This window comes from Amycolatopsis mediterranei, assembly GCF_026017845.1.
Classification (GTDB): Bacteria; Actinomycetota; Actinomycetes; order Mycobacteriales; family Pseudonocardiaceae; genus Amycolatopsis; species Amycolatopsis mediterranei.
In genome coordinates, this window is record NZ_CP100416.1 from 10007281 (window position 1) to 10032795 (window position 25515).

The following is a 25515-nucleotide window of genomic DNA, read 5'->3' on the forward strand; positions in this document are numbered from 1 at the left end:
CCGAAGAAGTGGCGGCGAAAGCCTGACCCCCTGAACGTTCGTGCTCACTGCCCCCGCTGAGCACGAACCACCGCGGGGCGCGGGGGGGGGCCCCCCCCCCCCCCCCCGCCTCGTCTATGTGGGGGATGGGCCGTGAGCCGGCCGCCACCCGTTCGGACCTGCGTGCATCTTGCGGACGGCGACTTTCCTACCGATCCGGGTACGACTGGAGCGTTCGTGCGGTCGGTCGATGGACATCGCCGGATTCGGTGAGTAGCTTCCCGATACTGGCGCCTCTAGGTGGACTTCTGACGTCCTGATCGGCGCCCGCTACTTCTGGGAGGCTGGTCGTGACGACCCGAAATCGGAGGTTCCATGCGCTCGCCCTGCCCGTTGCCGGGGTGCTCGCCTTCACCGGTGTGGGTGTCGCGACCGCGGCGAGCGCACCCCGGTTGAGCGCGGACGCGCAGGCCGAGGCCGCGGCGACACAGGCGCTGCGTGGGCTGACGCTCGAGCAGAAGGTCGGGCAGCTGTTCGTCACCTGGGTGAACGGCAAGTCCGCCGACGAGGTCCACCCGAAGAACCAGACCGACTTCGGCGTCGACACCCCCGCGCAGGTCATCGAGAAGTACCACCTCGGCGGGGTCATCTACTTCAACAACGACTCGCGCGACAACTTCGACGACCCCGTGCAGGTCGCGAAGCTGTCCAACGGCCTCCAACAGGCCGCCGTCCGGAGCGGGGCGCACATCCCCCTGCAGATCGCCGCCGACCAGGAGGGCGGCACGGTCACGCGGATGGGCGCACCGGCCACCGAGTTCCCGAACGCCATGGCCGTCTCCGCCGGGCGGGACACAAACCGCGCGACGCAAGCGGCGACCATCCTCGGCCGCGAACTGCGGGCCGTCGGGATCAACCAGGACTTCGCGCCCGATTCGGACGTCAACTCCAACCCCGTCAACCCGGTCATCGGCGTGCGGTCCTTCTCCGGGCAGCCCGGCCTGGCCAGCGACTTCGTCACCGCCGAGATCAAGGGCTTCCAGGACTCCGGCTTCCCGACCAAGACCGTGGCGGCGACGGCCAAGCACTTCCCCGGGCACGGTGCCGCACCGACCGACAGCCACACCGGGCTGCCGCGGATCGACAGCACCGAGGCGCAGTGGCGGGCCACCGACGTGCCGCCGTTCAAGGCCGCGATCGCGGCCGGCGTCGACTCGATCATGAGCGCGCACATCCAGTTCCCCAGCCTCGACCCCTCGCTCGAGCCCGCGACGCTGTCACAGCCGATCATCACCGGCCGGCTGCGCAACGAGCTCGGCTACCGCGGCGTCGTGATCACCGACTCCCTCGAGATGGAGGGCGTGCGCAGGCTGCACAGCGACGCCGAGATCCCGGTGCTCGCGCTCAAGGCGGGCGTCGACCAGCTGCTCATGCCGGTGCACCTCGAGCTCGCCATCAACTCGGTCATCGCCGCCGTCAAGTCCGGCGACATCCCGATGCGGCGGATCGACCAGAGCGTGCTGCGCGTGCTCAAACTCAAGTTCCTGCGCGGCATCCTCTTCTCGCCGTTCGTCGACACCGGCCGGGTGATGAAGACCGTCGGCATCCCGTCGAGCCTCGAGACCGCGCAGGACATCGCCGACCGCGGCATCACGGCCATCGCGAACGACGCCGGTCTCCTGCCCCTGAAGCAGAAGCCCGCGACGACGCTCGTCACCGGCTGGGGCGTCTCCACGACGGCGACCCTCGCGCAGAAGCTGACCGCCCACGGCACGGCCGCGACGGCCTACCAAACCGGTCAGGTCCCGACGGATGCCCAGATCGCGCAGGCCGTCGCCAAGGCGCAGAGCGCCGATCTCGTCGTCGTGCTGACCAACAACATCGCCACCTACCCGCTGCAGACGAACCTGCTCAACGCGCTGCAGGCCACCGGGAAGCCGGTTGTCGCGGTCGCCGCACAGATCCCCTACGACGCGGGCTACCCGAGCACCGTCCGGACCTGGCTGGCCACCTACGGTTACATCACGCCGACCCTCGAGGCGCTGGCCAAGGTGATCGTCGGCGAGACGAAGCCGATCGGGAAGCTGCCGGTGGACATCCCCGCGGGGGCCGACATGCAGACCGTGAAGTACCCGTTCGGCCACGGGCTGACCTGGTGAGCCTCAACCGACGCCACTTCCTGGGCGCGAGCGCGCTGGCGGTCCCGGCCCTGGCGGGCGGTTCGGCCGTCGCGGGAGCCGAGCCCGCACAGGGGCATGGGCGTGTCCTCCCCGGCGCGGAGCAGCTGGCCGCGCAGGGCTGGCGTCCCCTCGAGGGCCGCAAGCTCGGCGTGCTCTCGAACCCGACCGGCGTCCTGCTGAACGGCGACCACATCGTCGACTCGATGGTCGCCGCCGGCCTGAAACCGGTGGCGGCCTTCGGCCCCGAACACGGCTTCCGCGGCAGCGCGCAGGCCGGCGGCTCCGAAGGCGACTACACCGACCCTCGCACCGGCGTCCCGGTCTATGACGCGTACGGCGTCGACACGACGAAGCTCGCTTCGCTGTTCACCAAGGCCGGCGTCGACACGGTCGTGTTCGACATCGCCGACGTCGGCGCGCGCTTCTACACCTACATCTGGTCGCTCTACACCGCGATGGTGGCCGCCGCGAAGGTCGACGCCGCCCTCGTCGTGCTCGACCGGCCGAACCCGCTCGGCGGCCGGGCGGCCGGACCGGTGCTCGACCCGAAGTTCGCTTCCGGGATCGGGCGCAAGCCGATCGCGCAGCAACACGGCATGACCGTCGGCGAACTCGCCCGCTTCTTCGCCGAGGAGTTCCTGCCCGGCGAAGGGGTCCAGCTCCCGAAGCTCGACGTCGTCCAGGTGCGCGGCTGGCAGCGCGACACGCTCTTCCCGCAGACCGGGCTGAACTGGGTGCTGCCGAGCCCCAACATGCCGACGCCGGACACGGCCCTCGTGTACCCGGGCACCGGGATGTTCGAAGGCACGGTTTTCTCGGAAGGCCGTGGCACCACGCGGCCGTTCGAGATCATCGGCGCGCCCGGGCTCGACTGGCGCTGGCGCGAGAAGCTCGAAGACCTCGCCCTGCCCGGCGCGCGGTTCCGCGAGACCTACTTCGTCCCGACGTTCAGCAAGTTCGTCAACCAGACGTGCGGAGGCGTGCAGCTCAGCGTGAGCGACCCGCGGGCCTTCGACGCGATCCGGACCACCGTCGCCATGCTCGTCACGGCGAAGGCCCTGCACCCGGACGTGTTCGCCTGGCGCCCCGACAACTACATCGACAAGCTGTCCGGGTCCGACCGGCTCCGGACCATGGTCGACGCCGGCGCGGGCGTCGACGAGGTCACCGGCGCCTGGCGGGCCGAGCTGGCCGAGTTCGACCGGAGACGCCGCCACCACCTGCTCTACCGCTGAGGGGGAGACTCGTGCGTGCTAGGAAGGTCCTCGTCGCGGCCACCGGAGTGCTGGCCGCCTTGACCACGTTGACCGTGTCGGACTCGGGAGCCAGCGCCATCACCAGCCACGATCCGGCGGCCGGCCGCTTCGACCGGCCGCAACACGGGTTCGCCCCGGTGTGGACGACGCTGCGCGACGGGCGCCCGCAGGACGTCGGCCTCGACCCGGCGCCGATCAAGGCGGCCGAGGACTTCCTGGCGAGCTGGACGAAGCCGGACGCGTCCGGGCACCCGCACTTCTCCGGGGCGGTCGGCCTGCTCGCGCACGACGGCGTGGTCGTCGACCGGTACGCGGTCGGCGGCGCGCTGCGGTACGCCGACGCCGCGGGCACCGAACTGCCCGCGGCCCAGCAGGTCCCCATGAAGAACGACACCATCTTCGACATGGCTTCGATCTCGAAGCTGTTCACCTCGATCGCGGTGCTTCAGCTCATCGAACGCGGCCAGTTCACCATCGACACGCCGGTGAGCCGCTTCTTCCCGGAGTTCGCCACCGGGGACAAGGCCGCCATCACGGTCAAGATGCTGCTCACGCACACCTCGGGCTTCGACGCCGATCCCATCCCGTCGCTCTGGGCCGGCTACCCCGACATCCCGTCGCGCCGGCAGGCGGTGCTCGACAGCCCGCTGAAGAACAAGCCGGGCACGACGTACCTCTACTCGGACATCAACCTGCTGACGCTCGGCTTCATCGTCGAGAAGCTGACCGGGCAGTCCCTCGACAAGGTCGTCCACGACCGGATCACCGCCCCGCTCGACCTGGCCGACACCGGTTACAACCCGCCCGCGGCGAAGCTGAGCCGGATCGCCGCGACGGAGTTCGAGACGAATCCGCCGCGGGGGCTGGTGCGCGGCAGCGTGCACGACGAGAACGCGTGGTCGCTCGGCGGCGTCGCCGGGCACGCGGGCGTGTTCAGCACGGCGAGCGATCTGGCCACCCTCGCCCAGGCGATCCTCAACGGGGGCAGCTACCGCGGGCACCGGATCCTGCGGCCGGAGACCGTCCGGCAGCTGCTGACGAACTACAACCAGCAGTTCCCGGACGACGCGCACGGCCTCGGCTTCGAGCTCGACCAGCCCTGGTACATGGGTGCGCTGGCGTCGCCGGTCACCGCCGGGCACACCGGCTACACCGGAACGACGCTGGTCATCGACCCGGAGTCCCGGTCGGTCGCGATCCTGCTGACCAACCGCGTGCACCCGAGCCGGAACTGGGGCTCGATCAACACCGCGCGCCAGGTGTGGGCGACGTCGCTGGCCAGGGCCATGGCGGTGCGGCCGGTGGCCGGGAAGGACGCTTGGACGAGCACGCTCGGTAACGCCGCCGTTGCCACGCTCAGTACCCGCGCATTTACCACGCATAGTGATCAAGCCCGGGTCTCGTTCGCTGCCTTCGTGGACACCGAGGGCAGCAGTGATCCACTTCAGCTGCAGGCCAGCACCGACGGCGTTAACTGGCAACCGATCGCCCTCTCGGTTTCCGGACCGGGGGCACCCTCCGGAACCGTGACGTCGCTCTCCGGACACGGGCACCGAGCCTGGTGGCGGGCGGTGGGCGCGGTACCGCAGGGCGCGTCGGTGAGCCTCCGCTGGCGTTACAGCACCGACCCGAGTTACACCGGACGAGGAGTTTCGGTGGACGGTGTGAAAGTCACCGAGAGCGGCCGATCACTCCTCGACGGTGAACGAGACCCCGCGATATTCGTTGCAGAGGGTTGGCAGTTGAGCTCTCGGTGACCGATCGGTCGCCAACCGTCGACCATGAGGCCGAGTTTACCGTCCTCTTGCCGCTTGCACCGCGACACTAAGTTGCCAAGTCGTTAGCTTGACCTCGTTAACAAGGTCGACCTGGTTGGCGACTTTCTGGTCAGTGATTAATCGCAAATCCAGATCCGCAGACACGGACGGGTTGCGATCCGACCGAAGGGTGTGGGTAGCCTTGTCACAGATGCCAACGGTTAGTAACTTTCCGACGGTGAGTGATACCGAATCCGTAGTCGGCCCGGCACCGTCCGAGCCCGTATCGGTCCAGACGGCCGGACGGGACGCCGACTCCAGCCCGCTGGTGCGGATCCGGTCCCTGCTCCCCGGACTGGCCCGCGCCGAGCAGCGCGTGGCCAAGGTGGTGCTGGAAGACCCCGCGCACGTCGCGCGGCGCAGCATCACCGAGGTGGCCCTGGCCGCCAACACGAGCGAGACCACGGTGACCCGGTTCTGCAAGGCCGTCGGCGTCGGCGGGTACCCGCAGCTGCGCATCGCGCTGGCCGCGGACACCGCCCGCACCGAGGCCCGGACCACGCGCAACCTCGGTGGCGAGATCGGCCCGGAGGACGACCTGGCCGCCGTGATCGGCAAGGTCAGCTTCGCCGACGCGCGAGCCGTCGAGGAGACGGCCGACCAGCTCGACATCGCCACCCTGGAGCGGGTGATCGCGGCCGTCGCGGGCGCCGGCCGCGTGGACGTCTACGGCGTGGGCGCCAGCGCGTTCGTCGCCGCGGACCTGCAGCAGAAGCTGCACCGCATCGGCCGCGTGTGCTTCGCGTGGTCGGACACGCACATCATGCTCACCTCGGCCGCGGTGCTGAGCCCCGGTGACGTCGCGATCGGCGTCTCGCACACCGGCGCGACCACCGACACCGTCGAGGCGCTGCGCGTGGCTCGTGAGCACGGCGCGATCACCATCGCCGTGACGAACTTCCCGCGTTCCCCGATCACCGAAGTCGCCGACCACGTTTTGACGACCGCGGCCCGGGAAACCACGTTCCGGTCGGGCGCCACGGCCAGCCGGATCGCCCAGCTCACCGTTATCGACTGCCTGTTCATCGGCGTCGCTCAGCGGCACATGGACGCCTCGGTCAACGCACTGGACGCGACGCGGGACGCAGTCGGATCACACCGCTTGGGGGTCAGGCCGGACGGTCGTCGCCGTCCGCGGGAAACCGGCAAGTAATGCCCGGAGAAAATGTGAGGCGCATGATGACCGTCCCCGTGCAGGCGGTGCACGTCGATTCGCCGACCGAGACCCGCAATCCCCGCACCAAGGACATCGACCTGATGTCCACCGCGGGGATCCTGGGCGCGATCAACGCCGAGGACCGCACGGTCCCCGGTGCCGTCGCCGCAGTGCTGCCCCAGCTGGCGCGCGCGGTGGACTACGCGGTCGACGCCCTGCGGGCCGGCGGCCGGGTGCACTACGTCGGCGCGGGCACGTCCGGGCGGCTGGCCACCTTGGACGCGGCCGAGCTGGTGCCGACGTTCAACGTGCCGGGCGACTGGTTCATCGCGCACCACGCCGGCGGCGAGCGCGCGCTGCGCCAGGCCGTCGAAAACGCGGAGGACGACTCGGCCGCCGGAGCGGCCGAAATGGCCGCGATGGTGCAGCCGGGCGACTTCGTGCTGGGGCTGACGGCGTCGGGCAGGACGCCGTACGTGCTGGGTGCGCTGGCCGCGGCGTCGCGCCAGGGCGCCCGGACCGGGCTGGTCTCGGGCAACGCCAAGGCCGCGAAGCCGGCCGGGGTGGACGTGCTCATCGCCGTCGACACCGGGCCGGAGGCGATCGCCGGGTCGACCCGGATGAAGGCGGGCACGGCGCAGAAGATGATCCTCACGTCGTTCTCCACCGCGACGATGATCAAGCTGGGCCGCACGTACTCCAACCTGATGGTCAGCATGCGGGCCACCAACGCGAAGCTGCGCGGCCGGACCATCCGGATCCTGCAGGAAGCCACCGGGATGACGATGGCGGACTGCTCGGACGCGCTCACCGAGGCCGGGGGCGACCTCAAGGTGGCGCTGGTGCACCTGCTGTCCGGGGAGGACGTCAAGAGCGCGGCGAAGGCTCTGCACGCGTCGGGCGGGCACGTGCGCAAGGCTCTGGACACACTTCGGGTGCGAGCGAGCTAGATTCTCATCTGTTCACCTGTCTAACCTCTCAGATGAGAGGAAGGCGGGTGGGGGCGATGGCGGGCACGGACGAGGACTCGCGGCGCGGGCTTTCGCGTCGCGAGTGGGTGTCGATCGGCGGGATGGCCGGGTTCATCCTGCTGCTGAACGTCGTGGGCTGGGGCGTGCTCACGGCGTTCGTCGCGCCGCACCACTACGCGCTGGGTACGTCCGGCGTGTTCGGGATCGGGCTGGGTGTCACGGCGTTCACGCTCGGCATGCGGCACGCGTTCGACGCCGACCACATCGCCGCGATCGACAACACGACCCGCAAGCTGATGGGCGACGGCCAGCGGCCGCTTTCGGTCGGGTTCTGGTTCTCCCTCGGCCACTCCACGGTCGTCTTCGTGCTGTGCCTGCTGCTGTCCCTCGGCATCCGGGCGCTGGCCGGGCAGGTCGAGGACGGCTCGTCGGCGCTGCACCAGACCACCGGCGTGATCGGGACGTCGGTGTCCGGCGTGTTCCTGTACGTGATCGCGATCCTGAACCTGGTCGTGCTCGTCGGGATCCTGCGCGTGTTCCGGCAGATGCGCCGGGGCGAGTTCGACGAGGCCGCTTTGGAGCACCAGCTGGACAACCGCGGCCTGCTGAGCCGGCTGCTGCGCGGCACCACGAAGGCCGTGCGCAAGCCGTGGCACATCTACCCGGTCGGGCTGCTGTTCGGGCTGGGCTTCGACACGGCGACCGAAATCGGGCTGCTCGTCCTGGCCGCGGGCGCCGCGACGTTCGCGCTGCCGTGGTACGCGATCCTCGTGCTGCCGATCCTGTTCGCCGCCGGGATGACCTTGTTCGACACCGTGGACGGCTGCTTCATGAACTTCGCCTACGGCTGGGCGTTCGCGAAGCCGGTGCGCAAGATCTTCTACAACATCACGGTGACCGCGCTGTCGGTCGCGGTGGCACTGCTCATCGGGACCATCGAGCTGGTGTCGATCGTCGCCGAGAAGCTGGCCATCACGAGCGGGCCGCTGGCCGCGATCGCTTCGGTGAACCTGGACTACGTCGGCTTCGGGATCGTCGGGTTGTTCGTGCTGACGTGGATCGTCGCGCTGGCGGTGTGGCGGTTCGGGCGCATCGAAGAGAAGTGGTCGGCGAAGCTGTCCGGTTAAGAAGCGGCGTCCGAAATGCTCTTCGCTTCGCGCGCACCCGCTTCGAACGCTTCGCAGCAGAAGAGCAGCCACCCGCGTACGCCTTCGGGCGTCCCGCTCGCGAACCCTTCGGCCGCTTCGAGGTAGCGAGGCACCCGGCGGAAGAACGCGACTTCGGGCACGCTGAGCGCCTTCGGGTCGAGGCCCGTCGCGACCATCGTCAGGCGGGCGGCCGCGCGCGCGACGACGCCGTCCGCGCTGCCGAACGGCTTGAGCGCCAGCAGTTCCCCGTGCACGACCGCCGTCAGGACCGGCCCCGGCACCGACGTCGCTCCGGTCACCAGCTGGGCGAGCAGTTCGAGCCGGCCGCCGCCGGAATGCGGGCGCCCCAACGCGTCCAGGTCGTCGACGAGGTCCGCCGCGGCCAGGACGTGCAGCCGCGCCAACGCCTGCAGCGGCGCGCGGCGCCAGGTCGGGAGCAACGTTTCGAGGGTCTCCGCGACGCGCAGCGCGCCGGCGAGGACGGGGTCGTCGACCGTCCCGTCGGCGGGCAGCTCCGGGTTGGCGCCTTCGATGCCGGCCGAGGCGCGGGCGGCCCGCACGGATGCTTCGGCCGCCGTCGCCGCGCCGCCGCGGAGGTTCGCCGGGAGGCGGTGGACCGCGAATACCGCGTCCTGCGCGGACTTCGCCGCCGCCGCGACGCCTTCGAGGTCGAGGAGGGGCTTCAGCGGGTCGGTCATGCGTCGAGCACCTGTCCTTCGCGGGTGACCACGGGCGGCAGCACCGACCACGGGAAGTTGATCCACTTGCCGGTGCGCCGCCAGACGTACTCGCACTTCACCGTCGAGTGCGGCTTCTCGTAGACGACGGCCGAGCGCACCTCGGCGACGTGCTCGAGGCAGAAGTCGCGGACCAGCTTGAGCGTGGCGCCGGTGTCGGCGACGTCGTCGGCGATCAGCACCTTCTTGCTCGTGAGGTCGACGACGTTGGGCACCGGCGGCAGCATCACCGGCAGGTCGAGGCGCTGGTCGATGCCGGTGTAGAACTCGACGTTCATGACGTGCAGGTTCTTCACGTCGAGCGCGTAGCCGAGCGCGCCGGCGACGAACAGCCCGCCGCGCGCGATCGAGAGGATGAGGTCCGGCGCGAAGCCGTCTTCGGCGATGGTGTGAGCCAGTTCACGGCTCGCCGTGCCGAACAGCTCCCAGCTCAGCTCTTCCCGCTCTTCGGCCATCGAGCCCGCCCTTTCGTCGTCGTCCGCCGAGCATAGGCAACCCGCTAGTGGCCTCTGAAAACGATCAGAAATTGGCTATCCTGAGCAGCCACTGGTCGGCTTACGGTGGTCCCCGTGAGCGACTGGACCACGCAACCGACCCTTTCCGGCGAGCACGTCCGCCTGGAACCCCTGACGCCCGAGCACGCGAAGGGCCTGTTCGAGGCCGGCGCCGACCCGGGCATCTGGGCGTGGCTGAGCATCCGTCAGCCGGGGGATCTTCCCGCCGCCGAGCGGATGGTCGAGCAGGCGCTCGCCGACCCCGATCGCCGTCCCTTCGCGCAGATCGACGTCGCCTCCGGCCGCGTCGCCGGAACGACGTCGTACTACCAGGTCGTCGAGAAGCACCGGATCCTGTCGATCGGGCACACGTGGATCGGCGCGGAGTGGCAACGCACCGGACTGAACACCGAGTCGAAGCTGCTGCTCCTGACACATGCGTTCGAAACCCTTGACGCGCAACGGGTCTGCTGGGAGACCGACATCCGCAACCTCCGCTCGCAACGCGCCATCGAACGCCTTGGCGCGCTTCGCGAAGGCGTGCTGCGGGCGCACCGGATCCGGCCGGACGGCTCGTCGCGGGACACCGTCACGTACTCGATGCTGGCGCCGGAGTGGCCGGCCGCGAAGGCCCGGCTGAACGAACGCTTAGTCACCGGGTCTCGCCTGGCACGGTGAACCGGCCGGGTCACGTGGGTGCAACCTTTTACAAGGCGGACTAACGTCGCTAGCGTGCCGCTAGCCGTCATGTCGGCGCACTACAGGAGGCCTTGCAACCATGACCGAGCAGTCCCCAGCCCTGGACAACCTGCTCACCGAGAGCCGCACCTTCCCGCCCAGCGAAGATTTCGCTGCTCAGGCCAACGCGAAGGCCGACCTCTACGCCGAGGCGGACGCCGACCGCGAAGCGTTCTGGGCGAAGCAGGCCGAGCGGCTCACGTGGGACACGAAGTGGACCACGGTACTGGACTGGACCAATGCACCGTTCGCGAAGTGGTTCGTCGGCGGCAAGCTGAACGTCGCCTACAACTGCGTCGACCGGCACGTCGAGTCCGGGCACGGCGAGCAGGTCGCGATCCACTGGGTCGGCGAGCCGGGTGACACCCGGGACATCACCTACGCCGAGCTGAAGACCGAGGTTTCCAAGGCCGCCAACGCACTCGCGTCGCTGGGCGTCACCGCCGGCGACGTCGTGGCGATCCAGCTGCAGATGGTCCCCGAGGCCATTTTCGCGATGCTCGCGTGCGCGCGGATCGGCGCGCTGCACAACGTCGTCTTCGGCGGCTTCTCGCCGACGGCGCTGCGGGCCCGCGTCGACGACGCCGCCGCGAAGGTCGTGATCACCTCCGACGGCCAGTTCCGCCGCGGCAAGGCCGCGCCGATGAAGGCCAATGTCGACGAAGCGCTCGAAGGCGCCGAAACCGTCGAGAAGGTCATCGTCGTGAAGCGCACGGGCGACAAGCTGGAGGGCGACGTCCCGTGGACCGACGGTCGCGACCTGTGGTGGCACGAGCTCGTCGACGGACAGTCCGAAGAGCACACTCCCAAAGCGTTCGACAGCGAGCACCCGCTGTTCATCCTCTACACGTCCGGGACGACCGGGAAGCCGAAGGGCATCCTGCACACCTCCGGCGGCTACCTGACGCAGACCGCGTACACGCACCACAACGTCTTCGACCACAAGGCCGGCGAAGACGTCTACTGGTGCACCGCCGACATCGGCTGGATCACCGGCCACAGCTACATCGTCTACGGCCCCCTCGCCAACCGCGTCACGCAGGTCGTCTACGAAGGCACGCCGAACACCCCGCACGAGGGGCGGCACTGGGAGATCATCCAGAAGTACAAGGTCTCCCTCTACTACACGGCGCCGACGCTGATCCGCACGTTCATGAAGTGGGGCGCGGAAATCCCGGAGAAGTACGACCTGTCGTCGCTGCGGGTGCTGGGCTCGGTCGGCGAGCCGATCAACCCCGAGGCGTGGATCTGGTACCGCGAGAACATCGGCGCCGGCCGGACCCCGATCGTCGACACGTGGTGGCAGACCGAAACCGGCGCGATCATGATCTCGCCGCTGCCGGGCGTCACCTCGACCAAGCCGGGCTCGGCGCAGAAGGCGCTGCCGGGCATCTCCGCGAAGGTCGTCGACGACCAGGGCAACGAGGTCGGCCCGGGCGGCGGCGGGTACCTGGTGCTCGACAAGCCGTGGCCGTCGATGCTGCGCGGGGTCTGGGGCGACGAGGAGCGCTTCAAGGACACCTACTGGTCGCGGTTCAAGGACCAGGGCTTCTACTTCGCCGGCGACGGCGCGAAGTACGACAACGACGGCGACATCTGGCTGCTGGGCCGCGTCGACGACGTCATGAACGTGTCCGGCCACCGCATCTCGACGACCGAGGTCGAGTCGGCGCTGGTCTCGCACCCGACGGTCGCCGAGGCCGCGGTCGTCGGCGCGACCGACCCGACGACCGGCCAGGGCATCGTCGCGTTCGTCATCCTGCGCGGCAACGCCGTCGACGGTGGCGAAGAGGCGATCCAGGCGCTGCGGAACCACGTCGCGAAGGAGATCGGGCCGATCGCGAAGCCGCGGCAGATCATGGTCGTGCCGGAGCTGCCGAAGACGCGTTCGGGCAAGATCATGCGCCGCCTGCTGCGCGACGTCGCGGAGAACCGGCAGGTCGGCGACGTCACCACGCTGGCCGACTCGTCGGTGATGGACCTGATCTCGTCGGGCCTGAAGTCGGGCAAGTCGGAGGAGTGAGCTAGCGTTCCCCCCGTCAGAGCCCTTCCGGCTTCGCGCCGGGAGGGCTCTGTCATGACACCCCGCGTGGCACGACTCGAACGGATGTTCTACGCTGTGCCGCGAACCACACCCACTTCCCGGGCAAGGAGACGACACGACGATGACCGTGGATGTCCTGACGCACGACGAGGAAACGGCTTCGGCTCCGACCGAGGCTCCGGCTTCGACGCCGGAGGTTTCCGCCGACGAGGCGACCGTCACCGAGTCCGCGTCCCCGGCCTCTTCGGAGGGCGACGCTTCGCCCGCCGAGGAAGAGGCCCCCAAGCCGAAGCGCGGCCGCCCCAAGGGTGCGGCGACGGCGTCGACGGCGAAGAAGACCCGCACGGTCGAGCTGACCCTCACGGTCACCGGCACCGCCGATGGCGAGTGGCAGGCCGAGCTGAAGAACGGTTCGAAGTGGGTCGCGAAGGGCCTCGAGATCCCGGCGGCGGCGGTCTCGCGCGCGGCGAAGGAGCTGCACGCGGACCTGTCGGGCCCGATCGACGAGGTGATCAACCAGGCCCGCGAGGCGCAGGCGGCGAAGGTCGCGGCGCTGGAGGCCGAGCTCGAGAAGGCCAAGCAGGCCCTCGCCGAGCTGGACGCCTGAGGCTTTACTCCGGGGAGCGCCCGGTTCCGCATTTTGGCGGGGCCGGGCGTTTCCGTTTTGCCCGACGGAACGGCAGGCAGCCCCCGCCCTATCCCGGGGGGCGTCCCCTGGTCCAGTCTACCGGCCCCCACCTGCAAAAACCCGCCGCTCGGCGATCTGTGGACAACTTCCGCCAAGCTGCCGAAAAGCGGGTCCCTGTGGATGGCCGATTGCACCGCAGCCCGAAATCAGCTAGCTCAAGCGATCGGTGGGCGGCCCGGCAGGGGTGACTTGAACTCGACCCACATCGCGTCCGTCAGGGCCTCGACGTGGTGGGCCACCCCGCGCGGGTGCAGCACCGAATCGCCCGGCTCGAGGCCGACCTCCACGCCGTCCACCGCTCCGCGCAACCGGCCCGACAGGACGTAGACGATCGAGTCGTGGTCGTGCGTGTGGGTCGGGGACGCCACTCCCGCGGGGTAGTGGATCAGGTACGCCAGCCCGCTCTCCGCCGTCTCCAGCAGCCGGAACCGGCCCTCGCCGCCCGTCAGCGGCAGGCCCTCCACCGTGACCAGCCGGTGCCACACCTGCTCTTCCATGCCGCCCAGCATGCCCCAGCCCGGCTGAGAGTCCACACAGGACCACTTAGGTAAGGCAGCCGTTATTTAGGCGCACCTGACAAAAGACCGCGTCTCGCCACGATTCCGCTTCCGTGTTTCACTGGTCCGGTGACCGAAACGATCGACGGTGACGCCGTGGAGCACACTCACGAACCGCACGAGGGCGTGGGCGGGAAGCTGAACTGGCTGCGAGCCGGGGTGCTCGGCGCGAACGACGGCATCGTGTCCGTGGCCGGCATCGTCGTCGGCGTGGCCGGGGCGACCACGGAAAGCACCACGATCCTCACCGCCGGAATCGCCGGGCTCGTCGCCGGCGCCTTTTCCATGGCCGGCGGGGAATACGTTTCCGTGAGCACCCAGCGCGACACCGAACAGGCCTTGCTCCGGCTCGAAAAACAGGAACTCAAGACGATGCCGGAGGCCGAGGAGCGCGAGCTCGCCGAGATCTACGAGGACAAGGGCCTGTCGCCGGAGCTGGCGACCCAGGTCGCCCGCGAACTGACCGAAAAGGACGCCCTCCAGGCGCACGCGGAGGCCGAACTCGGCATCGACCCCGGCAACCTCACCAGCCCGTGGCAGGCCGCCTGGGCGTCGCTGGTCGCGTTCTCGGTCGGCGCCCTGCTGCCGATCCTGTCCATCGCGTGGGCCGGCGTCTCGCTGCGGGTGTGGGCGTGCGCCGCCGCGGTCGTCGTCGGCCTCACGCTGACCGGGTGGGTCAGCGCGAGGCTCGGCGACGCGAACGTGGGGCGCGCGATCCTCCGGAACGTCGGTGTCGGCGCCCTCACCATGGTCGTGACCTACTTCGTCGGCGTGATCTTCGGGGTCACCGTCGGCTAGCTCAGTGCACGCCCTTCATCAGCTTGCGGATGAACGGGATGCCCAGGAACAGCAGCACGCCGACCCCGATGGCGACCAGGCCGACCGTGCTGAAGTACGGCGCCTCGTCGTCGACGGAGTAGTACTCGGCGAGCTTGCCGGACATCGCGGTGCCGAACGAGATCGACAGGAAGTTCAGCGCCACCATCTGCGTCCGGAACGCCGCCGGCGCGAGCTTCGTCGACAACGACAGCCCGACCGGCGAGAGGCACAGCTCGGCGATCGTGAACACGAACAGGATGCCGACCATCGCCAGGATCGGGCTCGCGTTCTTGCCGCTGCCGACCATCGGCAGGAACAGCAGGAACGCCGCGCCCATCAGCACCGTGCCGAGGACGAACTTCATCGGCGTCGACGGCTGCCGCTCGCCGAGCTTCGTCCACAGGGCCGCGAGGATCGGGGCGAACACGATGATGAACACCGGGTTGATCGAGTTGACCCAGGACACCGGCATCTCCCAGCCGAACAGGTTCCGGTTCAGCCGCTGGTCGGTGTAGGCCGCGACGACCGTGAACTGCTGCTGGTACAGCGAGAAGAACACCGCGCTGGCGATGAACATCGGGATGAAGGAGAACACCCGGCTGCGCTCGACGCCGGTGATCTTGCCGCTGGTCAGGATGACGAGGAAGTAGACCACCGAGATCACGCCGACCACCCACACGACGACGTCGGCGAGGTTGCCCGGGTTGACGACGCCGGTGACGACCAGCGCCACGACCGCGGCCACCAGCACGACGGCGGCGCCGATCGCCAGCACGCGCTGGGACGCCGGCAGCGGGTTCGGCACCTCTTTCGCCTTGTCGCCGAGGTTCTTGCGGCCGAACGTGTACTGGGTCAGACCGAGGGCCATCCCGATCGCCGCGAGGCCGAACCCGAGGTGGAAGCCGACCTGGGTCTGCGCCAGCCCGGTCAGCAGCGGGCCGACGAACCCACCGAGGTTGACGCCCATGTAGAAGATCGTGAAGCCCGCGTCGCGCCGCTCGTCGCCCTCGGCGTAGAGCGTGCCGACGATCGCCGTCGCGTTGGACTTCAGCCCGCCGCTGCCGACCGCGACGCACACGAGGCCGACGCCGATGCCGGCCAGGCCCGGCAGCAGGGCCAGGCTGAGGTGGCCGATCATGATCAGCACGGCGCTGTAGAACAGCGTCCGCTCGGAGCCGAGGAGGCGATCGGCCACCCACGCACCGATGACGGCCGACAGGTACACCAGGCCGCCGTACGCGCCGACGATGCCGAGCGCGGACTCCTGCGCGAGGCCCAGGCCACCCTGTTCGACCCGGTAGTAGAGGTAGATCGGCAGGATGCCGAGCATCCCGTAGTAGGAAAACCGCTCCCACATCTCGACGCCGAAGAGGTTCGCCAGTCCTCGTGGGTGCCCGAAGAACCTCGTGTCTTGCTGGACCTCGGTTGAGGTGCTCACAACTCGTCTTCCTTTGTCCAGGGAACTTCGTTGTCGATTGGCATGGTAGGAGCCCATCCCGTGACCCACCACCGGCACGACGTGTGGCGGCGGTCATGACAATGCGTGACAAAGAGCCGGTAAACTGGCACCAAGGTGCGCCGGGAAGCCTGGTCGGCAACAGTGATCAGCGACCCCAGGAGCTGCCCCGATGACCCGCCCGTTCAGCGAATTCGCCCGCTACCTGCGCACCGAGACGACCGGCGGGCTCATCCTGCTCGGCGCGACGGCGGTCGCGCTGCTCTGGGCCAATTCGCCGCTGCGGGACAGCTACCACGCGCTGCGCGGCTTCCGGCTCGGCCCGGAGTTCCTGCACCTGAACCTGACGATCGGCGACTGGGCGAAGGACGGCCTCCTCGCCCTGTTCTTCTTCGTCGCCGGGCTGGAGCTCAAGCGCGAGCTCGTCATCGGCGAGCTGTCCCGCCTCAAGCAGGCGATCCTGCCGGTGGTCGCCGCGATCGGCGGCATGGCCGTGCCCGCGCTCGTCGCCCTGGCCGTCGGCTGGGGGACGCCGGGGATCGAGCGGGCCTGGGCGATCCCCGTCGCCACGGACATCGCGTTCGCCCTCGGCGTGCTGGCCCTGACGGCGTCGAACCTGCCCTCGAGCGCCCGCGTCTTCCTGCTTTCCCTGGCCGTGGTGGACGACCTCGGCGCGATCGTCGTCATCGCCGTGCTGTTCACGTCGGGCTTCAACCTCATCGCGGTGGCCGTCGCCGTCGTCGCGCTCGCGCTGTACGCGTTCCTGCAGCACTGCCGGGTCCGGACGCCGTGGCTGTACGTCCCGCTCGCGCTGGTCACCTGGGTCGCGGTGCACTCGGCGGGCATCCACGCCACGATCGCCGGCGTCGCGCTGGGCCTGCTCACCCGCGTCCGCCCGGACGAGGGTGAGGCGGAGGCGCCCGCGCTGCGGCTCGAGCACCGGCTCCAGCCGTGGTCGGCGGCCGTCGCCGTCCCGGTGTTCGCGCTGTTCGCGGCCGGGATCTCGGTCAACGCCGACGCGCTCGGCGCCGTGTTCACCACGGCGTTGCCGCTCGCGGTGCTCGCCGGGCTGCTCGTCGGCAAGGTCGTCGGCATCCTCGGGGCCAGTCTGCTCGCCGTGAAGCTGCGCGTGGCGGACAAGCCACGCGGGATGGGCTGGCGGGACCTGGCCGCGTTGTCCGTGCTCGGCGGCGTCGGGTTCACCGTGAGCCTGCTGATCGCGGAGCTGGCCCTGCCGGACGACACCAGTGAGCTGGCGAAGGCCGCGGTGCTGATCGCGTCGGCGACGGCGTCCCTCCTGGCGGCGGCCTTGCTACTCCGTCGTAGCAAGGTTCATGCGCGATTCCCCGACACACGGTGACTCCGCCGCGCCCGGTAACGGGACGCATGGCACGATGACCCGGTGAGCAGCCCCAAGCACGAACGCACCGGCCCCGACGGCGTGGGGGCCGTGCCTTACCTCCCGCTGTCCTCCGCTTCCGACATCCCCGGCGACCAGTCGCTCGGCCGCCTGGTCGGCGACGCGACCCAGCACATCTCCACCCTGGTCAGGGCCGAGATGGAGCTGGCGAAGTCCGAGCTCGTCGGCGAGGTGAAGAAGGGCCTCAAGGGGGCCGTCTTCTTCCTGATCGCGCTGACGGTCTTCCTGTACAGCACGTTCTTCCTGTTCTTCTTCGCGGCCGAGGGGCTGGCCGAGTGGGTGCGCTACCGCTGGATCGCCTTCGGCATCGTGTTCGTCCTGATGCTGATCGTCGCGGGCGTGGCCGGGTTCCTCGGCTACCGCAAGGTGAAGAAGTTCAAGGCACCGGAGCGGACCATCGCCAGCGTCAAGGAGACCGCCGCCGCGCTCAAGCCGCAGCGCGCGCCCGAAGCCGGCTTGACCACCCGCGACTGACGTCGTTGCACGCGTCCCCCGACCCGTCGATCGTCCGGCTCGACGGCCCGTGGGTCCACCGCGACGTGTCCGCGAACGGCATCCGCCTGCACGTGGCCGAGCTCGGCGACGGGCCGGTCGTGGTGCTGCTGCACGGGTTCGCCGAGTTCTGGTGGACCTGGCACCACCAGCTGCGGGCACTGGCCGACGCCGGGTTCCGCGCGGTCGCCGTCGACCTGCGCGGGTACGGCGACTCGGACAAGCCGCCCCGCGGCTACGACGCGTGGACCCTCGCCGGTGACGTCGGCGGGCTGATCAAGTCGCTCGGGGCGCGCCGCGCCCACCTCGTCGGGCACGCCTGGGGCGGCATGCTCGCCTGGACGGTCGCGGCCCTGCACCCGCGGCTGGTGTCCTCGGTGACGGCGATCGGTGCCGCCCACCCGCTCGCCCTGCGCTCGGGGGCGGCCCGCCCGTGGCGCGGCCAGGGCCGCGCGGCCGGGCACCTCTTCCGCTTCCAGGTACCGATGGCGCCGGAGAAGTGGCTGGTGAAGGACGACGCCCGAGCCGTCGAGGACCTGTTCGGCGGCTGGGCCGGCCGTCCCTGGCGGTCCACTTCGGACTTCACCGGCAGCGTCGAGGCGTTCCGCCAGGCGATGCTCGTGCCCGGGGTCGCGCACAGCGCGCTCGAGTACTACCGGTGGGCGTTCCGCGCCCAGTTCCGCGGCGAGGGCCGCCGGTTCACCGACGCCGTCGGCACCCGGATCGCGGTGCCGACGCTGCAGCTCCACGGCGCCGACGACACGTGCATCCTTCCCGAAACGGCGGCGTCGTCGACGCGCTGGGCGGGCCCGCACGCCGAGCCGGAGATCTGGCCGGACGTCGGGCACTTCCCCCACCTCGAGGTGCCGGACCGCACGTCGGCGGCCCTGGTGGACTTCCTCAGCCGAGGCTGAGGTCGATCGCGTTCTTCGCCCGCTCGACCGACTCCTCCGACGCCGGTCCTTCGGGATTTTCGGTGGCCAGCGCCTGGTTGAGCGCGACGAAGGGCCGCATCCGCCGCTCGTAGGCCGCGAAGGCTTCTTCGTGGCCGGCCCGGCCGAGTTCCTGCGCGAGGACGTAGGCACCGACCAGCGCGAGGCTCGTCCCCTGGCCGGACAGCGCCGCGGCGCAGTAGCCGGCGTCGCCGACCAGCACGACCCGGCCCGCCGACCAGCGGTCCAGGTGGATCTGGGCCATGGCGTCGAAGTAGAAGACGTCCGCGGTGGCCATCGCCTCCAGCAGCTTCGGCACCTCCCAGCCGACCCCGGCGAGCCGCTCGGCGATCAGCCGCTTCTGCTCCGGGACGGCCATCCGCGGCAGCGGTTCCGAGCCGAAGCCGAGCGTCACGCGCAGCTCGGTGTTGTCCCGCACCGGGTACGCCACGCCCCCGGTGTGCTCGTGCCGGAACCAGACCTGCCAGTCCTCGAGGCCGAGGAAGTTGGCCGTCGGGAAGATCGCCAGGTACTGGCCGAGGTGGCGGATGAAGTCCTCCTCCGGGCCGAAGGCCAGCCGCCGCACCGCCGAGTGCAGGCCGTCCGCCCCGACGACCAGGTCGAACGTCCGGGAGCCGCCGCGCTCGAAGCCGGCGCGCACGCCGTGTGCCTCTTCGGCCAGCTCGGTGATCGAGTCGCCGAAGACGTACTCGACGCCGGGCGCCTCCAGCAGTATCGCGACGACGTCGTCGCGCAGGATCTCGAAGTCGGCGCTGTCCAGCCGTCCGCTGGTGAAGGTGTGCTCCTCCGACCGGAACAGCTCGTGGCCGTCCCCGTCCACCATGGACATCCCGCGCATCCGGGTGCGCAGCGCGCGCATCCGGTCGCCGAGGCCCAGCTCGTCGACGACGTCGAGCGCGACACCGCGCACGTCGATCGCCTGGCCGCCGGTGCGCGGGGCGGGCGCCCGGTCCACCACGGTCACCGCCCAGCCCGCGCGGGCCAGGAACCGGGCCAGGGTGCCGCCGGCGACACCCGCACCGGAGATCAGGACGTTCCGCATGTTTCCTCCAGAGTCGTACGCTTGTACGCTCCACTGTGGAGAACCAACTGCTCAAAGGCTATTTCTGTACTAGTACAGATGGCCGTCTGTACTAGGTCAGGAGACCACCGTGAAGTACGTGGCCATCGCCGACGACCTGCGTGAGCGGATCGCGCGGGGCGAGCTCCCGCCGGGCGCGCGGGTGCCTTCGACCCGGCGGCTCGCGGCCGACCACGGGGTCGCGATGGCGACCGCGGCGAAGGCGCTGGCCCAGCTGAGCCAGGAAGGTCTCGTGCGTGCCGAACCGCGGTCCGGCACGGTCGTCGCCGACCGGGACCGCCGCGGCAGTCAGCGCGGGCTGACCCGCGAGCAGCTCGTGCGGACCGCCATCGCCATCGCCGACACCGAGGGCCTCGGCGCGCTGTCCATGCGCGGCGTCGCCGCCCGGCTCGGGGTCGCGGCGATGGCGCCGTACCGGTACGTGCGGGGCAAGGACGAGCTGGTGCTGCTCATGGCCGACGCCGCCTTCGGCGAGCGCGGCTATCCGGCGAAACCGTCCGGTGACTGGCGCGAACGGCTGACGCTCGGTGGCCGGACGCTCTGGGCCCTCTTCCGGCGGCACCCGTGGCTGGCTCAGCTGGGACCGATCACCCGGCCGCTGCCGCTACCCAACCTCGGCCTGCACGGCGAATGGGCGCTGACGGCTTTGTCCGAGCTCGGCGTCGACGCGGCGACGCTGTGCGACCTGCACGTCCTGTTCTTCAGCTACGTCCAGGGCCTCGCGATCCACCTCGAACGCGAGCAGCACGCGCTGGCCTCGTCCGGGCTGTCCGAGGACCAGTGGATGGACCGCCAGCTCCCCTCGATGGGGCCGACGATCACCGGGCGGCCCGTGTTCGCCAAGATGCTCCGCGAACTCGAGGAGACCGGCTACGACCTGGTCTTGGACAACATCTTCGAGTCGGGCATGCGGGCCCTGCTGGACGGCGTCGCGCTGCGGTTCGGGCGTTAGGCTGCGCAGGAGCCGGTGGACACGTTCGTCGTCTGGGACGGCGCCGCGTCGACCTCGGCGCGCACCTGCTCGGCCGTCAGCGTGAAGCCGGTCTCCGGGTCCTCCACCGCCGCGCCGAAGACGACGCCGATGACCTTGCCGCCCGGTGTCACCATCGGGCCGCCGGAGTTGCCGCTGCGGATCTCGGCGCGGACCGTGAAAACGTCCCGCTGCACGGTGTTCGCCTCGTAGATGTCCGGGCCACGCAGGTTGATCCGGCCGCGCACGCGCGCCGGCGTCGCCCGGTACGGGCCGTCGAGCGGGTAGCCGAGCACCACCGCGCTGTCGCCCGCGGCCGCCGTCTCGGGCGCGAACTGCAGCGCGTCGGCCTTCAGGCGCGGCACCGCGAGCACCGCGATGTCGACCTCCGGGTCGAAGTAGACGACGCGGGCCGGGTAGTCGCCCTGGGTCGTCTCGATGCCGACGGTGTCGGTGCCCGCCACGACGTGCGCGTTCGTCATCACCCGCTGCGGCGCGATCACGAATCCGCTGCCTTCGAGCGACCGCGAGCACGAACTCGCGCTGCCGCGGATCTTGACCACGCTGCCGTGCAGCTGCTGGACGATCCCGCTGCGCTGCAGCGCCGGGTCCGGCGGCGAGGTGTCCGCCGTCGGCGCCTTCTGGAACGGATCCACGATGGACGGGAAGCCGGACGCGTCGAGCAGCTTGCGCAGCTGGCTCGGGAAGCCCTGGGCGGCCGCCGGCATGGCGTCGTTGACCTTGCCGAGCACCACCGAGCCGTTGATCGCCTTGGCCAGCCCGGGCAGGCCGGACACGGTGGTCAGCGGCGTCGCGATCAGCCACGCCACCACGAACACGACCAGGGCCTGCACGAGCGCACCGAGGGTCTTGTCGATGCCGGAGAGCTTGTCCGGGTTGATCTTCTGCCGCAGCCGTCGGCCCACGTAGACGCCGATCGCCTCGCCGAAGGCGACCAGGAAGACCACGGTCGCCACCGCGAAGGCGACCTTCCAGACGGGGTCGTCGAAGAACGAGACCACGACCGGCGCGAGCTTGATCCCGGCGACCGCCCCGAGCACGACGCCGACGAGCGACGGCAGCGCGACGATCACGCCCTGGTATGCGCCGGACACCGCCGCCAGCACGGCCAGCAGCAGCACCACGACATCGACCCAGTTCACCGCGTCACCCCTCCACCACTCGCTTCCGGAACGCGGCCAGCGCCTCGTCGAGGTCCCGGACGTCGCCCGGGTCCCATTCGCGCTCCCAGCCTCCCAGGCTCAGGAGAACCGACAGCAGCCCGGCGGTGAACCCCCACACGAACAGGCCGCCGACCTCGAAGGCCGGCCCCTTCCAGGGCGCGCCCTTCTTCTGGACCGTGAACCGGTTGGCCGGGTCGACCAGGTCGGCGATGGCGACGCGCGCGACCGACGCCGTCTCGGCCGGGTCGACCGCGTGCACCGGCGACGGTTCCGCCCAGTGCGCCAGCACCGGCGTCACGGCGAACCCGGACACCGGGACGAACAGTTCCGGCAGCACCGCGATCGGCCGGACGCCGGCGGGGACCACCCCGGTCTCCTCTTCGGCCTCGCGCAGCGCGGTCCCGACCGGGCCGCCGTCGCCCTCCTCGGCGCCGCCGCCGGGGAAGGCGACCTGGCCGGCGTGCGAGCCCAGCGTGTCGGCGCGGCGCTGCAGCAGGATGTCCGGCTCGCCGTCGGCTTCGCGCTCGCCGAAGAGGATGAGCACCGCGGCGGGGCGCGGAAAGGCGTCTTCGGGTGGGCTGAACCGCGTGAACGTCTTGGCGTCGACCTCGCCGCTCACCTTGACCAGCGGCCGGAGCCACTCGGGAACCGACTCGGGTTCGACCAGTGGTCCGATCACCTTGCCCCCTCGACTGCCGCGCGCACCTGGTCAGTGTTCACGAACGAGCGAGGATTCGCGATGAACCGCACCTCACCGCCGGCGGTGACCAAGTAGGACGCCGGGAGCGCCGAAGGCACCTTCAGCGCCGTCCGGACGGGCCCGCTCGAGCCGTCCCCGTCGAACACCGACGGCAGGTGCACCCCCAGCTTCGCCAGCAGGTCCAGGCCGTCCTTCGCCGGGCTCTGCACCTGGACGCCGAGCACGCGCACGGCACCCGGCTGCTTCGCGTACTCCTGGAGCACGGGCAGCTCGGTCCGGCACGGCTCGCACCACGACGCCCACACGTTGACCAGCGCCGGAGCACCGGCGAGGGCCTTGCCGACGTCGACGCTCGCGCCGTCGCCGAGGCAGTCCGCCGTGACGCCTTCGAGCTGCTTCACCGGCTGCGCCGCCGCCGGGGCCGGGCACGGCTGGAGCGCCGCCGCGGACCGGGCGGGCGCCAGCTCCCCCGCCGGCTTCGCGGCCGGGTCGTCACCTCCGCGCGGCAGCAGCGCGACGATCAGCGCCACCGCCAGCACGGCGGCGGCCAACGCCCACTTGGTGACGCTCGTCACCGAGGCGCAGCCATGGCCAAGATGTGGTCCTTCTCGACGCCCTTGACCAGCTTCGCGGCTTCGTCGAACCCGGTCGGGCCGGTGCCGTACGACGGGCAGTCCCTGGCCAGCGGGCAGGCGCCGCAGGCCGGCTTCTTGGCGTGGCAGACGCGGCGGCCGTGGAAGATCACCCGGTGCGAGAGCATCGTCCACTCCTTGCGGGGGATCAGCTCGCCGATCGCGTGCTCGACCTTGACCGGGTCCTCCTCCGCCGTCCAGCCCCAGCGCCGGACCAGCCGGCCGAAGTGGGTGTCGACGGTGATGCCCGGGACGTCGAAGGCGTTGCCGAGGACGACGTTGGCGGTCTTGCGGCCGACGCCGGGCAGGGTGACCAGGTCCTCGAGCTTGGCCGGGACCTCGCCGTCGAAGCGCTCGACCAGCGCCGCGCCGAGGCCCATCACGGAGTTCGCCTTCGCCCGGTAGAAGCCGGTGCTCCGGAGGTACTCCTCCAGCTCGGCGCGGTCGGCGCCCGCGTAGTCGGCCGCGGTCCGGTAGCGCTTGAACAGCGCGGGAGTGACGAGGTTCACCCGGACGTCGGTGGTCTGCGCGGACAGCACGACCGCGACCAGCAGTTCCAGTGGTGTGGTGAAGTCGAGCTCGCAGTGGGCGTCGGGATACACGTCGTCCAGGCAACGCTTCATCCGCCTGGCGCGTCTCACCAGAGCTAACCGGCTTTCACCAGCGCCTTCACAGGGGGCGTTCGTGGTGGCAGGTGGCACCCCGATAGCCTACGGGCGCCGTCGGACGAGCCGGGCACTGCACCGGTGGACGACCGACACGCCAGAGCACCACCTCGGCGCGTTTTCCGGCCGCCATGAGCGAGGATCTGGAGTACATGCTTCTCACTGAGTGTTTCGGGATGTGTCTGGGGGTCCGGTCATGACCGTCTGGTTCGTCATCCTGGTCCCCCTGGTCATCATGTTCTTCGCGCTCTTCATGGAGCGGGTGGAGAGCAGGCTCAAGCACGTCGCGGTGCAGGAGAACGAGGTCGAAGAGTTCCTCGAGCAGGCGCAGCCCAACGAGGTCAGGGCGCTCTACGGGCACGGCATCGGCCGCGCGCTGGAGCTGTTCCGGCTGCGTAGGCTGGGCGGACGGGCAGCCAGGCTACGCGCGCGTCGCGTGCGGAGTTAGGCTCCACGTTCGAACGAGATCGTTTCCGCCACGTGCGAGTCCGGCGAGCGATCTCGGGAGTACGCCCTAGACTGACGCGCAAGTGATCGGCGTCACGCTCCTCCAGCCAAGGGGGAGCGTGATCGTTTCTCGACGAGGAGGCACCCGAGGTGGACGAAACCCTGGCCCGTGCGGGCATTTTCCAGGGTGTGGAGCCGGCAGCGGCGGAGGCGCTGGCCCAGACCTTGGAATCCGTGGAGTTCCCCCGCGGCCATGTCATCTTCAACGAGGGTGAACCCGGCGACAAGCTGTACATCATCCAGTCCGGCAAGGTGAAGATCGGCCGCAAGTCGCCCGACGGCCGCGAGAACCTGCTGGGCATCTTCGGCCCGTCCGACATGTTCGGCGAGCTGTCCATCTTCGACCCCGGCCCCCGGACGTCGAGCGCGACCACGGTCACCGAGGTCCGCGCGGTCACCATGGACCGCCCGGCCCTGCGCCAGTGGATCTCGACCCGCCCGGAGATCGCCGAGCAGCTGCTGCGCGTGGTCGCGCGCCGCCTGCGCCGGACGAACAACATGGTCGCGGAGCTGATCTTCACCGACGTCCCGGGCCGCGTGGCGCGGGCGCTGCTGCAGCTCGCGCAGCGGTTCGGCAGCCAGGAGGCTGGCCTGCTGCGGGTCACGCACGACCTGACCCAGGAAGAGATCGCCCAGTACGTCGGGGCGTCGCGCGAGACCGTCAACAAGGCGCTCGCCGACTTCGCCCACCGCGGCTGGCTGCGGCTCGAGGGCAAGAGCGTGCTGATCCTGGACCCGGAGCGGCTGGCCCGCCGGGCCCGCTAGCCCCAAAGCCGTTCAGTTAGGCCGGTGGTTGGGTTGTCAAGGTTGCTTCTATCTCGATGGTGATCGTGGCGGGGTGGCTGGGGCCGCGGTGGCGTCCTTTGGCGGT

At 70.3% G+C, this 25515-nt stretch carries 25 protein-coding genes; 16 read left to right on the plus strand and 9 right to left on the minus strand.

The annotated features are described in order from the left end of the window. The first annotated feature begins 380 nt into the window (after nucleotides 1-380). The 6 genes from ISP_RS45480 to nicT all read left to right on the plus strand — a co-directional run bounded on the left by ISP_RS45480 (nucleotide 381) and on the right by nicT (nucleotide 8486). Entirely contained in the window at nucleotides 381-2138 is a 1758-nt protein-coding gene (locus tag ISP_RS45480) for a glycoside hydrolase family 3 protein (protein ID WP_013230528.1), read from the plus strand. Then, entirely contained in the window at nucleotides 2135-3394 is a 1260-nt protein-coding gene (locus tag ISP_RS45485) for an exo-beta-N-acetylmuramidase NamZ family protein (protein ID WP_013230529.1), read from the plus strand. Before ISP_RS45480 ends, ISP_RS45485 begins: the two co-directional genes overlap by 4 nt. A 47-nt stretch (nucleotides 3395-3441) precedes the next feature. After that, a complete protein-coding gene (locus tag ISP_RS45490) occupies nucleotides 3442-5172 on the plus strand; it encodes a serine hydrolase domain-containing protein (protein ID WP_013230530.1) in 1731 nt (576 codons plus the stop codon). Nucleotides 5173-5410: 238 nt separating this feature from the next. Further along, entirely contained in the window at nucleotides 5411-6385 is a 975-nt protein-coding gene (locus ISP_RS45495; protein WP_230468638.1) for a MurR/RpiR family transcriptional regulator, read from the plus strand. A 23-nt stretch (nucleotides 6386-6408) separates the two neighbouring features. After that, nucleotides 6409-7338 (plus strand): N-acetylmuramic acid 6-phosphate etherase, encoded by a 930-nt coding sequence (locus tag ISP_RS45500; RefSeq protein ID WP_013230532.1) that lies wholly within the window; start codon nucleotides 6409-6411, stop codon nucleotides 7336-7338. A gap of 56 nt (nucleotides 7339-7394) precedes the next feature. Then, nucleotides 7395-8486, plus strand: a complete 1092-nt coding sequence (gene nicT, locus ISP_RS45505) for a Nickel transporter NicT (RefSeq protein ID WP_014467826.1) — start codon at nucleotides 7395-7397, stop codon at nucleotides 8484-8486. Here the strand turns inward: nicT and ISP_RS45510 are convergent. After that, nucleotides 8483-9205 (minus strand): Fic family protein, encoded by a 723-nt coding sequence (locus ISP_RS45510; protein ID WP_013230534.1) that lies wholly within the window; start codon nucleotides 9203-9205, stop codon nucleotides 8483-8485. The two genes, nicT and ISP_RS45510, sit on opposite strands and share 4 nt — an antisense overlap. Then, complete coding sequence (locus ISP_RS45515) at nucleotides 9202-9699, minus strand: phosphoribosyltransferase (RefSeq protein ID WP_013230535.1); 498 nt, start codon at nucleotides 9697-9699, stop codon at nucleotides 9202-9204. Before ISP_RS45515 ends, ISP_RS45510 begins: the two co-directional genes overlap by 4 nt. Nucleotides 9700-9813: 114 nt before the next feature. Here ISP_RS45515 and ISP_RS45520 point away from each other — a divergent pair, with 114 nt between their 5' ends. From ISP_RS45520 to ISP_RS45530, 3 genes are all read left to right on the plus strand, one after another. Next, nucleotides 9814-10416 carry a GNAT family N-acetyltransferase gene (locus ISP_RS45520; protein WP_013230536.1) on the plus strand — a complete coding sequence of 201 codons (603 nt, stop codon included), beginning with the start codon at nucleotides 9814-9816 and terminating at the stop codon, nucleotides 10414-10416. Nucleotides 10417-10516: 100 nt separating this feature from the next. Beyond that, nucleotides 10517-12499, plus strand: a complete 1983-nt coding sequence (gene acs / locus ISP_RS45525) for an acetate--CoA ligase (protein WP_013230537.1) — start codon at nucleotides 10517-10519, stop codon at nucleotides 12497-12499. Between the two features lie 142 nt (nucleotides 12500-12641). After that, a complete protein-coding gene (locus tag ISP_RS45530) occupies nucleotides 12642-13127 on the plus strand; it encodes a DUF6319 family protein (protein WP_013230538.1) in 486 nt (161 codons plus the stop codon). 236 nt (nucleotides 13128-13363) lie between these two features. Here the strand turns inward: ISP_RS45530 and ISP_RS45535 are convergent, their stop codons facing one another. Next, nucleotides 13364-13717, minus strand: coding sequence for a cupin domain-containing protein (locus tag ISP_RS45535; RefSeq protein WP_013230539.1), 354 nt, complete (start codon nucleotides 13715-13717; stop codon nucleotides 13364-13366). A gap of 117 nt (nucleotides 13718-13834) precedes the next feature. Here ISP_RS45535 and ISP_RS45540 point away from each other — a divergent pair, with 117 nt between their 5' ends. Further along, nucleotides 13835-14563, plus strand: coding sequence for a VIT1/CCC1 transporter family protein (locus ISP_RS45540; protein WP_013230540.1), 729 nt, complete (start codon nucleotides 13835-13837; stop codon nucleotides 14561-14563). Between the two features lies 1 nt (nucleotide 14564). Here the strand turns inward: ISP_RS45540 and ISP_RS45545 are convergent, their stop codons facing one another. Next, nucleotides 14565-16022: a peptide MFS transporter gene (locus tag ISP_RS45545; RefSeq protein ID WP_013230541.1), complete on the minus strand. Its 1458-nt coding sequence runs from the start codon at nucleotides 16020-16022 to the stop codon at nucleotides 14565-14567. A gap of 190 nt (nucleotides 16023-16212) precedes the next feature. On the opposite strand from ISP_RS45545, the gene nhaA reads away from it, so the two are divergent. From nhaA to ISP_RS45560, 3 genes are read left to right on the plus strand one after another with little or no spacing between them, the layout of a single operon-like run. After that, a complete protein-coding gene (nhaA, locus tag ISP_RS45550; RefSeq protein ID WP_013230542.1) occupies nucleotides 16213-17400 on the plus strand; it encodes a Na+/H+ antiporter NhaA in 1188 nt (395 codons plus the stop codon). Nucleotides 17401-17442: 42 nt separating this feature from the next. Then, entirely contained in the window at nucleotides 17443-17934 is a 492-nt protein-coding gene (locus ISP_RS45555; protein WP_013230543.1) for a phage holin family protein, read from the plus strand. Between the two features lie 5 nt (nucleotides 17935-17939). Continuing rightward, nucleotides 17940-18866 carry an alpha/beta fold hydrolase gene (locus tag ISP_RS45560; RefSeq protein ID WP_013230544.1) on the plus strand — a complete coding sequence of 309 codons (927 nt, stop codon included), beginning with the start codon at nucleotides 17940-17942 and terminating at the stop codon, nucleotides 18864-18866. On the opposite strand, the gene ISP_RS45565 is transcribed toward ISP_RS45560, so the two are convergent. Beyond that, nucleotides 18853-19947 (minus strand): FAD-dependent monooxygenase, encoded by a 1095-nt coding sequence (locus ISP_RS45565; protein ID WP_013230545.1) that lies wholly within the window; start codon nucleotides 19945-19947, stop codon nucleotides 18853-18855. The genes ISP_RS45560 and ISP_RS45565 overlap by 14 nt on opposite strands. Before the next feature lie 109 nt (nucleotides 19948-20056). Between ISP_RS45565 and ISP_RS45570 the strand changes: the two genes are divergently transcribed. Beyond that, the gene (locus tag ISP_RS45570; protein ID WP_013230546.1) at nucleotides 20057-20938 is read left to right on the plus strand and encodes a TetR/AcrR family transcriptional regulator; all 882 of its coding nucleotides are present in this window, start codon (nucleotides 20057-20059) and stop codon (nucleotides 20936-20938) included. On the opposite strand, the gene ISP_RS45575 is transcribed toward ISP_RS45570, so the two are convergent. The 4 genes from ISP_RS45575 to nth are packed head-to-tail and all read right to left on the minus strand — an operon-like array spanning nucleotide 20935 to nucleotide 24095. Continuing rightward, on the minus strand, nucleotides 20935-22119 hold the full coding sequence (locus tag ISP_RS45575) for a MarP family serine protease (RefSeq protein ID WP_013230547.1): 1185 nt from the start codon (nucleotides 22117-22119) through the stop codon (nucleotides 20935-20937). The two genes, ISP_RS45570 and ISP_RS45575, sit on opposite strands and share 4 nt — an antisense overlap. A 4-nt stretch (nucleotides 22120-22123) precedes the next feature. Next, nucleotides 22124-22819: an NUDIX hydrolase gene (locus ISP_RS45580; RefSeq protein ID WP_013230548.1), complete on the minus strand. Its 696-nt coding sequence runs from the start codon at nucleotides 22817-22819 to the stop codon at nucleotides 22124-22126. Then, nucleotides 22816-23415 carry a TlpA family protein disulfide reductase gene (locus tag ISP_RS45585; RefSeq protein ID WP_013230549.1) on the minus strand — a complete coding sequence of 200 codons (600 nt, stop codon included), beginning with the start codon at nucleotides 23413-23415 and terminating at the stop codon, nucleotides 22816-22818. Before ISP_RS45585 ends, ISP_RS45580 begins: the two co-directional genes overlap by 4 nt. Beyond that, complete coding sequence (gene nth, locus ISP_RS45590) at nucleotides 23412-24095, minus strand: endonuclease III (protein ID WP_013230550.1); 684 nt, start codon at nucleotides 24093-24095, stop codon at nucleotides 23412-23414. Before nth ends, ISP_RS45585 begins: the two co-directional genes overlap by 4 nt. Nucleotides 24096-24333: 238 nt before the next feature. Between nth and ISP_RS45595 the strand changes: the two genes are divergently transcribed. Beyond that, the gene (locus ISP_RS45595) at nucleotides 24334-24585 is read left to right on the plus strand and encodes a hypothetical protein (RefSeq protein WP_013230551.1); all 252 of its coding nucleotides are present in this window, start codon (nucleotides 24334-24336) and stop codon (nucleotides 24583-24585) included. Between the two features lie 149 nt (nucleotides 24586-24734). After that, entirely contained in the window at nucleotides 24735-25409 is a 675-nt protein-coding gene (locus ISP_RS45600; protein WP_003081747.1) for a Crp/Fnr family transcriptional regulator, read from the plus strand. The last annotated feature ends 106 nt before the right edge of the window (nucleotides 25410-25515 follow it).

Excerpts from the sequence above, each read along its gene's own strand:
- ISP_RS45500 (WP_013230532.1), top strand. The coding sequence starts at position 6,409 with ATGATGACCGTCCCCGTGCAGGCGGTGCACGTCGATTCGCCGACCGAG.
- nicT (WP_014467826.1), top strand. The coding sequence starts at position 7,395 with ATGGCGGGCACGGACGAGGACTCGCGGCGCGGGCTTTCGCGTCGCGAG.
- ISP_RS45510 (WP_013230534.1), bottom strand. The coding sequence starts at position 9,205 with ATGACCGACCCGCTGAAGCCCCTCCTCGACCTCGAAGGCGTCGCGGCG.
- ISP_RS45515 (WP_013230535.1), bottom strand. The coding sequence starts at position 9,699 with ATGGCCGAAGAGCGGGAAGAGCTGAGCTGGGAGCTGTTCGGCACGGCG.
- acs (WP_013230537.1), top strand. The coding sequence starts at position 10,517 with ATGACCGAGCAGTCCCCAGCCCTGGACAACCTGCTCACCGAGAGCCGC.
- ISP_RS45530 (WP_013230538.1), top strand. The coding sequence starts at position 12,642 with ATGACCGTGGATGTCCTGACGCACGACGAGGAAACGGCTTCGGCTCCG.
- ISP_RS45535 (WP_013230539.1), bottom strand. The coding sequence starts at position 13,717 with ATGCTGGGCGGCATGGAAGAGCAGGTGTGGCACCGGCTGGTCACGGTG.
- nhaA (WP_013230542.1), top strand. The coding sequence starts at position 16,213 with ATGACCCGCCCGTTCAGCGAATTCGCCCGCTACCTGCGCACCGAGACG.
- ISP_RS45565 (WP_013230545.1), bottom strand. The coding sequence starts at position 19,947 with ATGCGGAACGTCCTGATCTCCGGTGCGGGTGTCGCCGGCGGCACCCTG.
- nth (WP_013230550.1), bottom strand. The coding sequence starts at position 24,095 with ATGAAGCGTTGCCTGGACGACGTGTATCCCGACGCCCACTGCGAGCTC.
- ISP_RS45595 (WP_013230551.1), top strand. The coding sequence starts at position 24,334 with ATGACCGTCTGGTTCGTCATCCTGGTCCCCCTGGTCATCATGTTCTTC.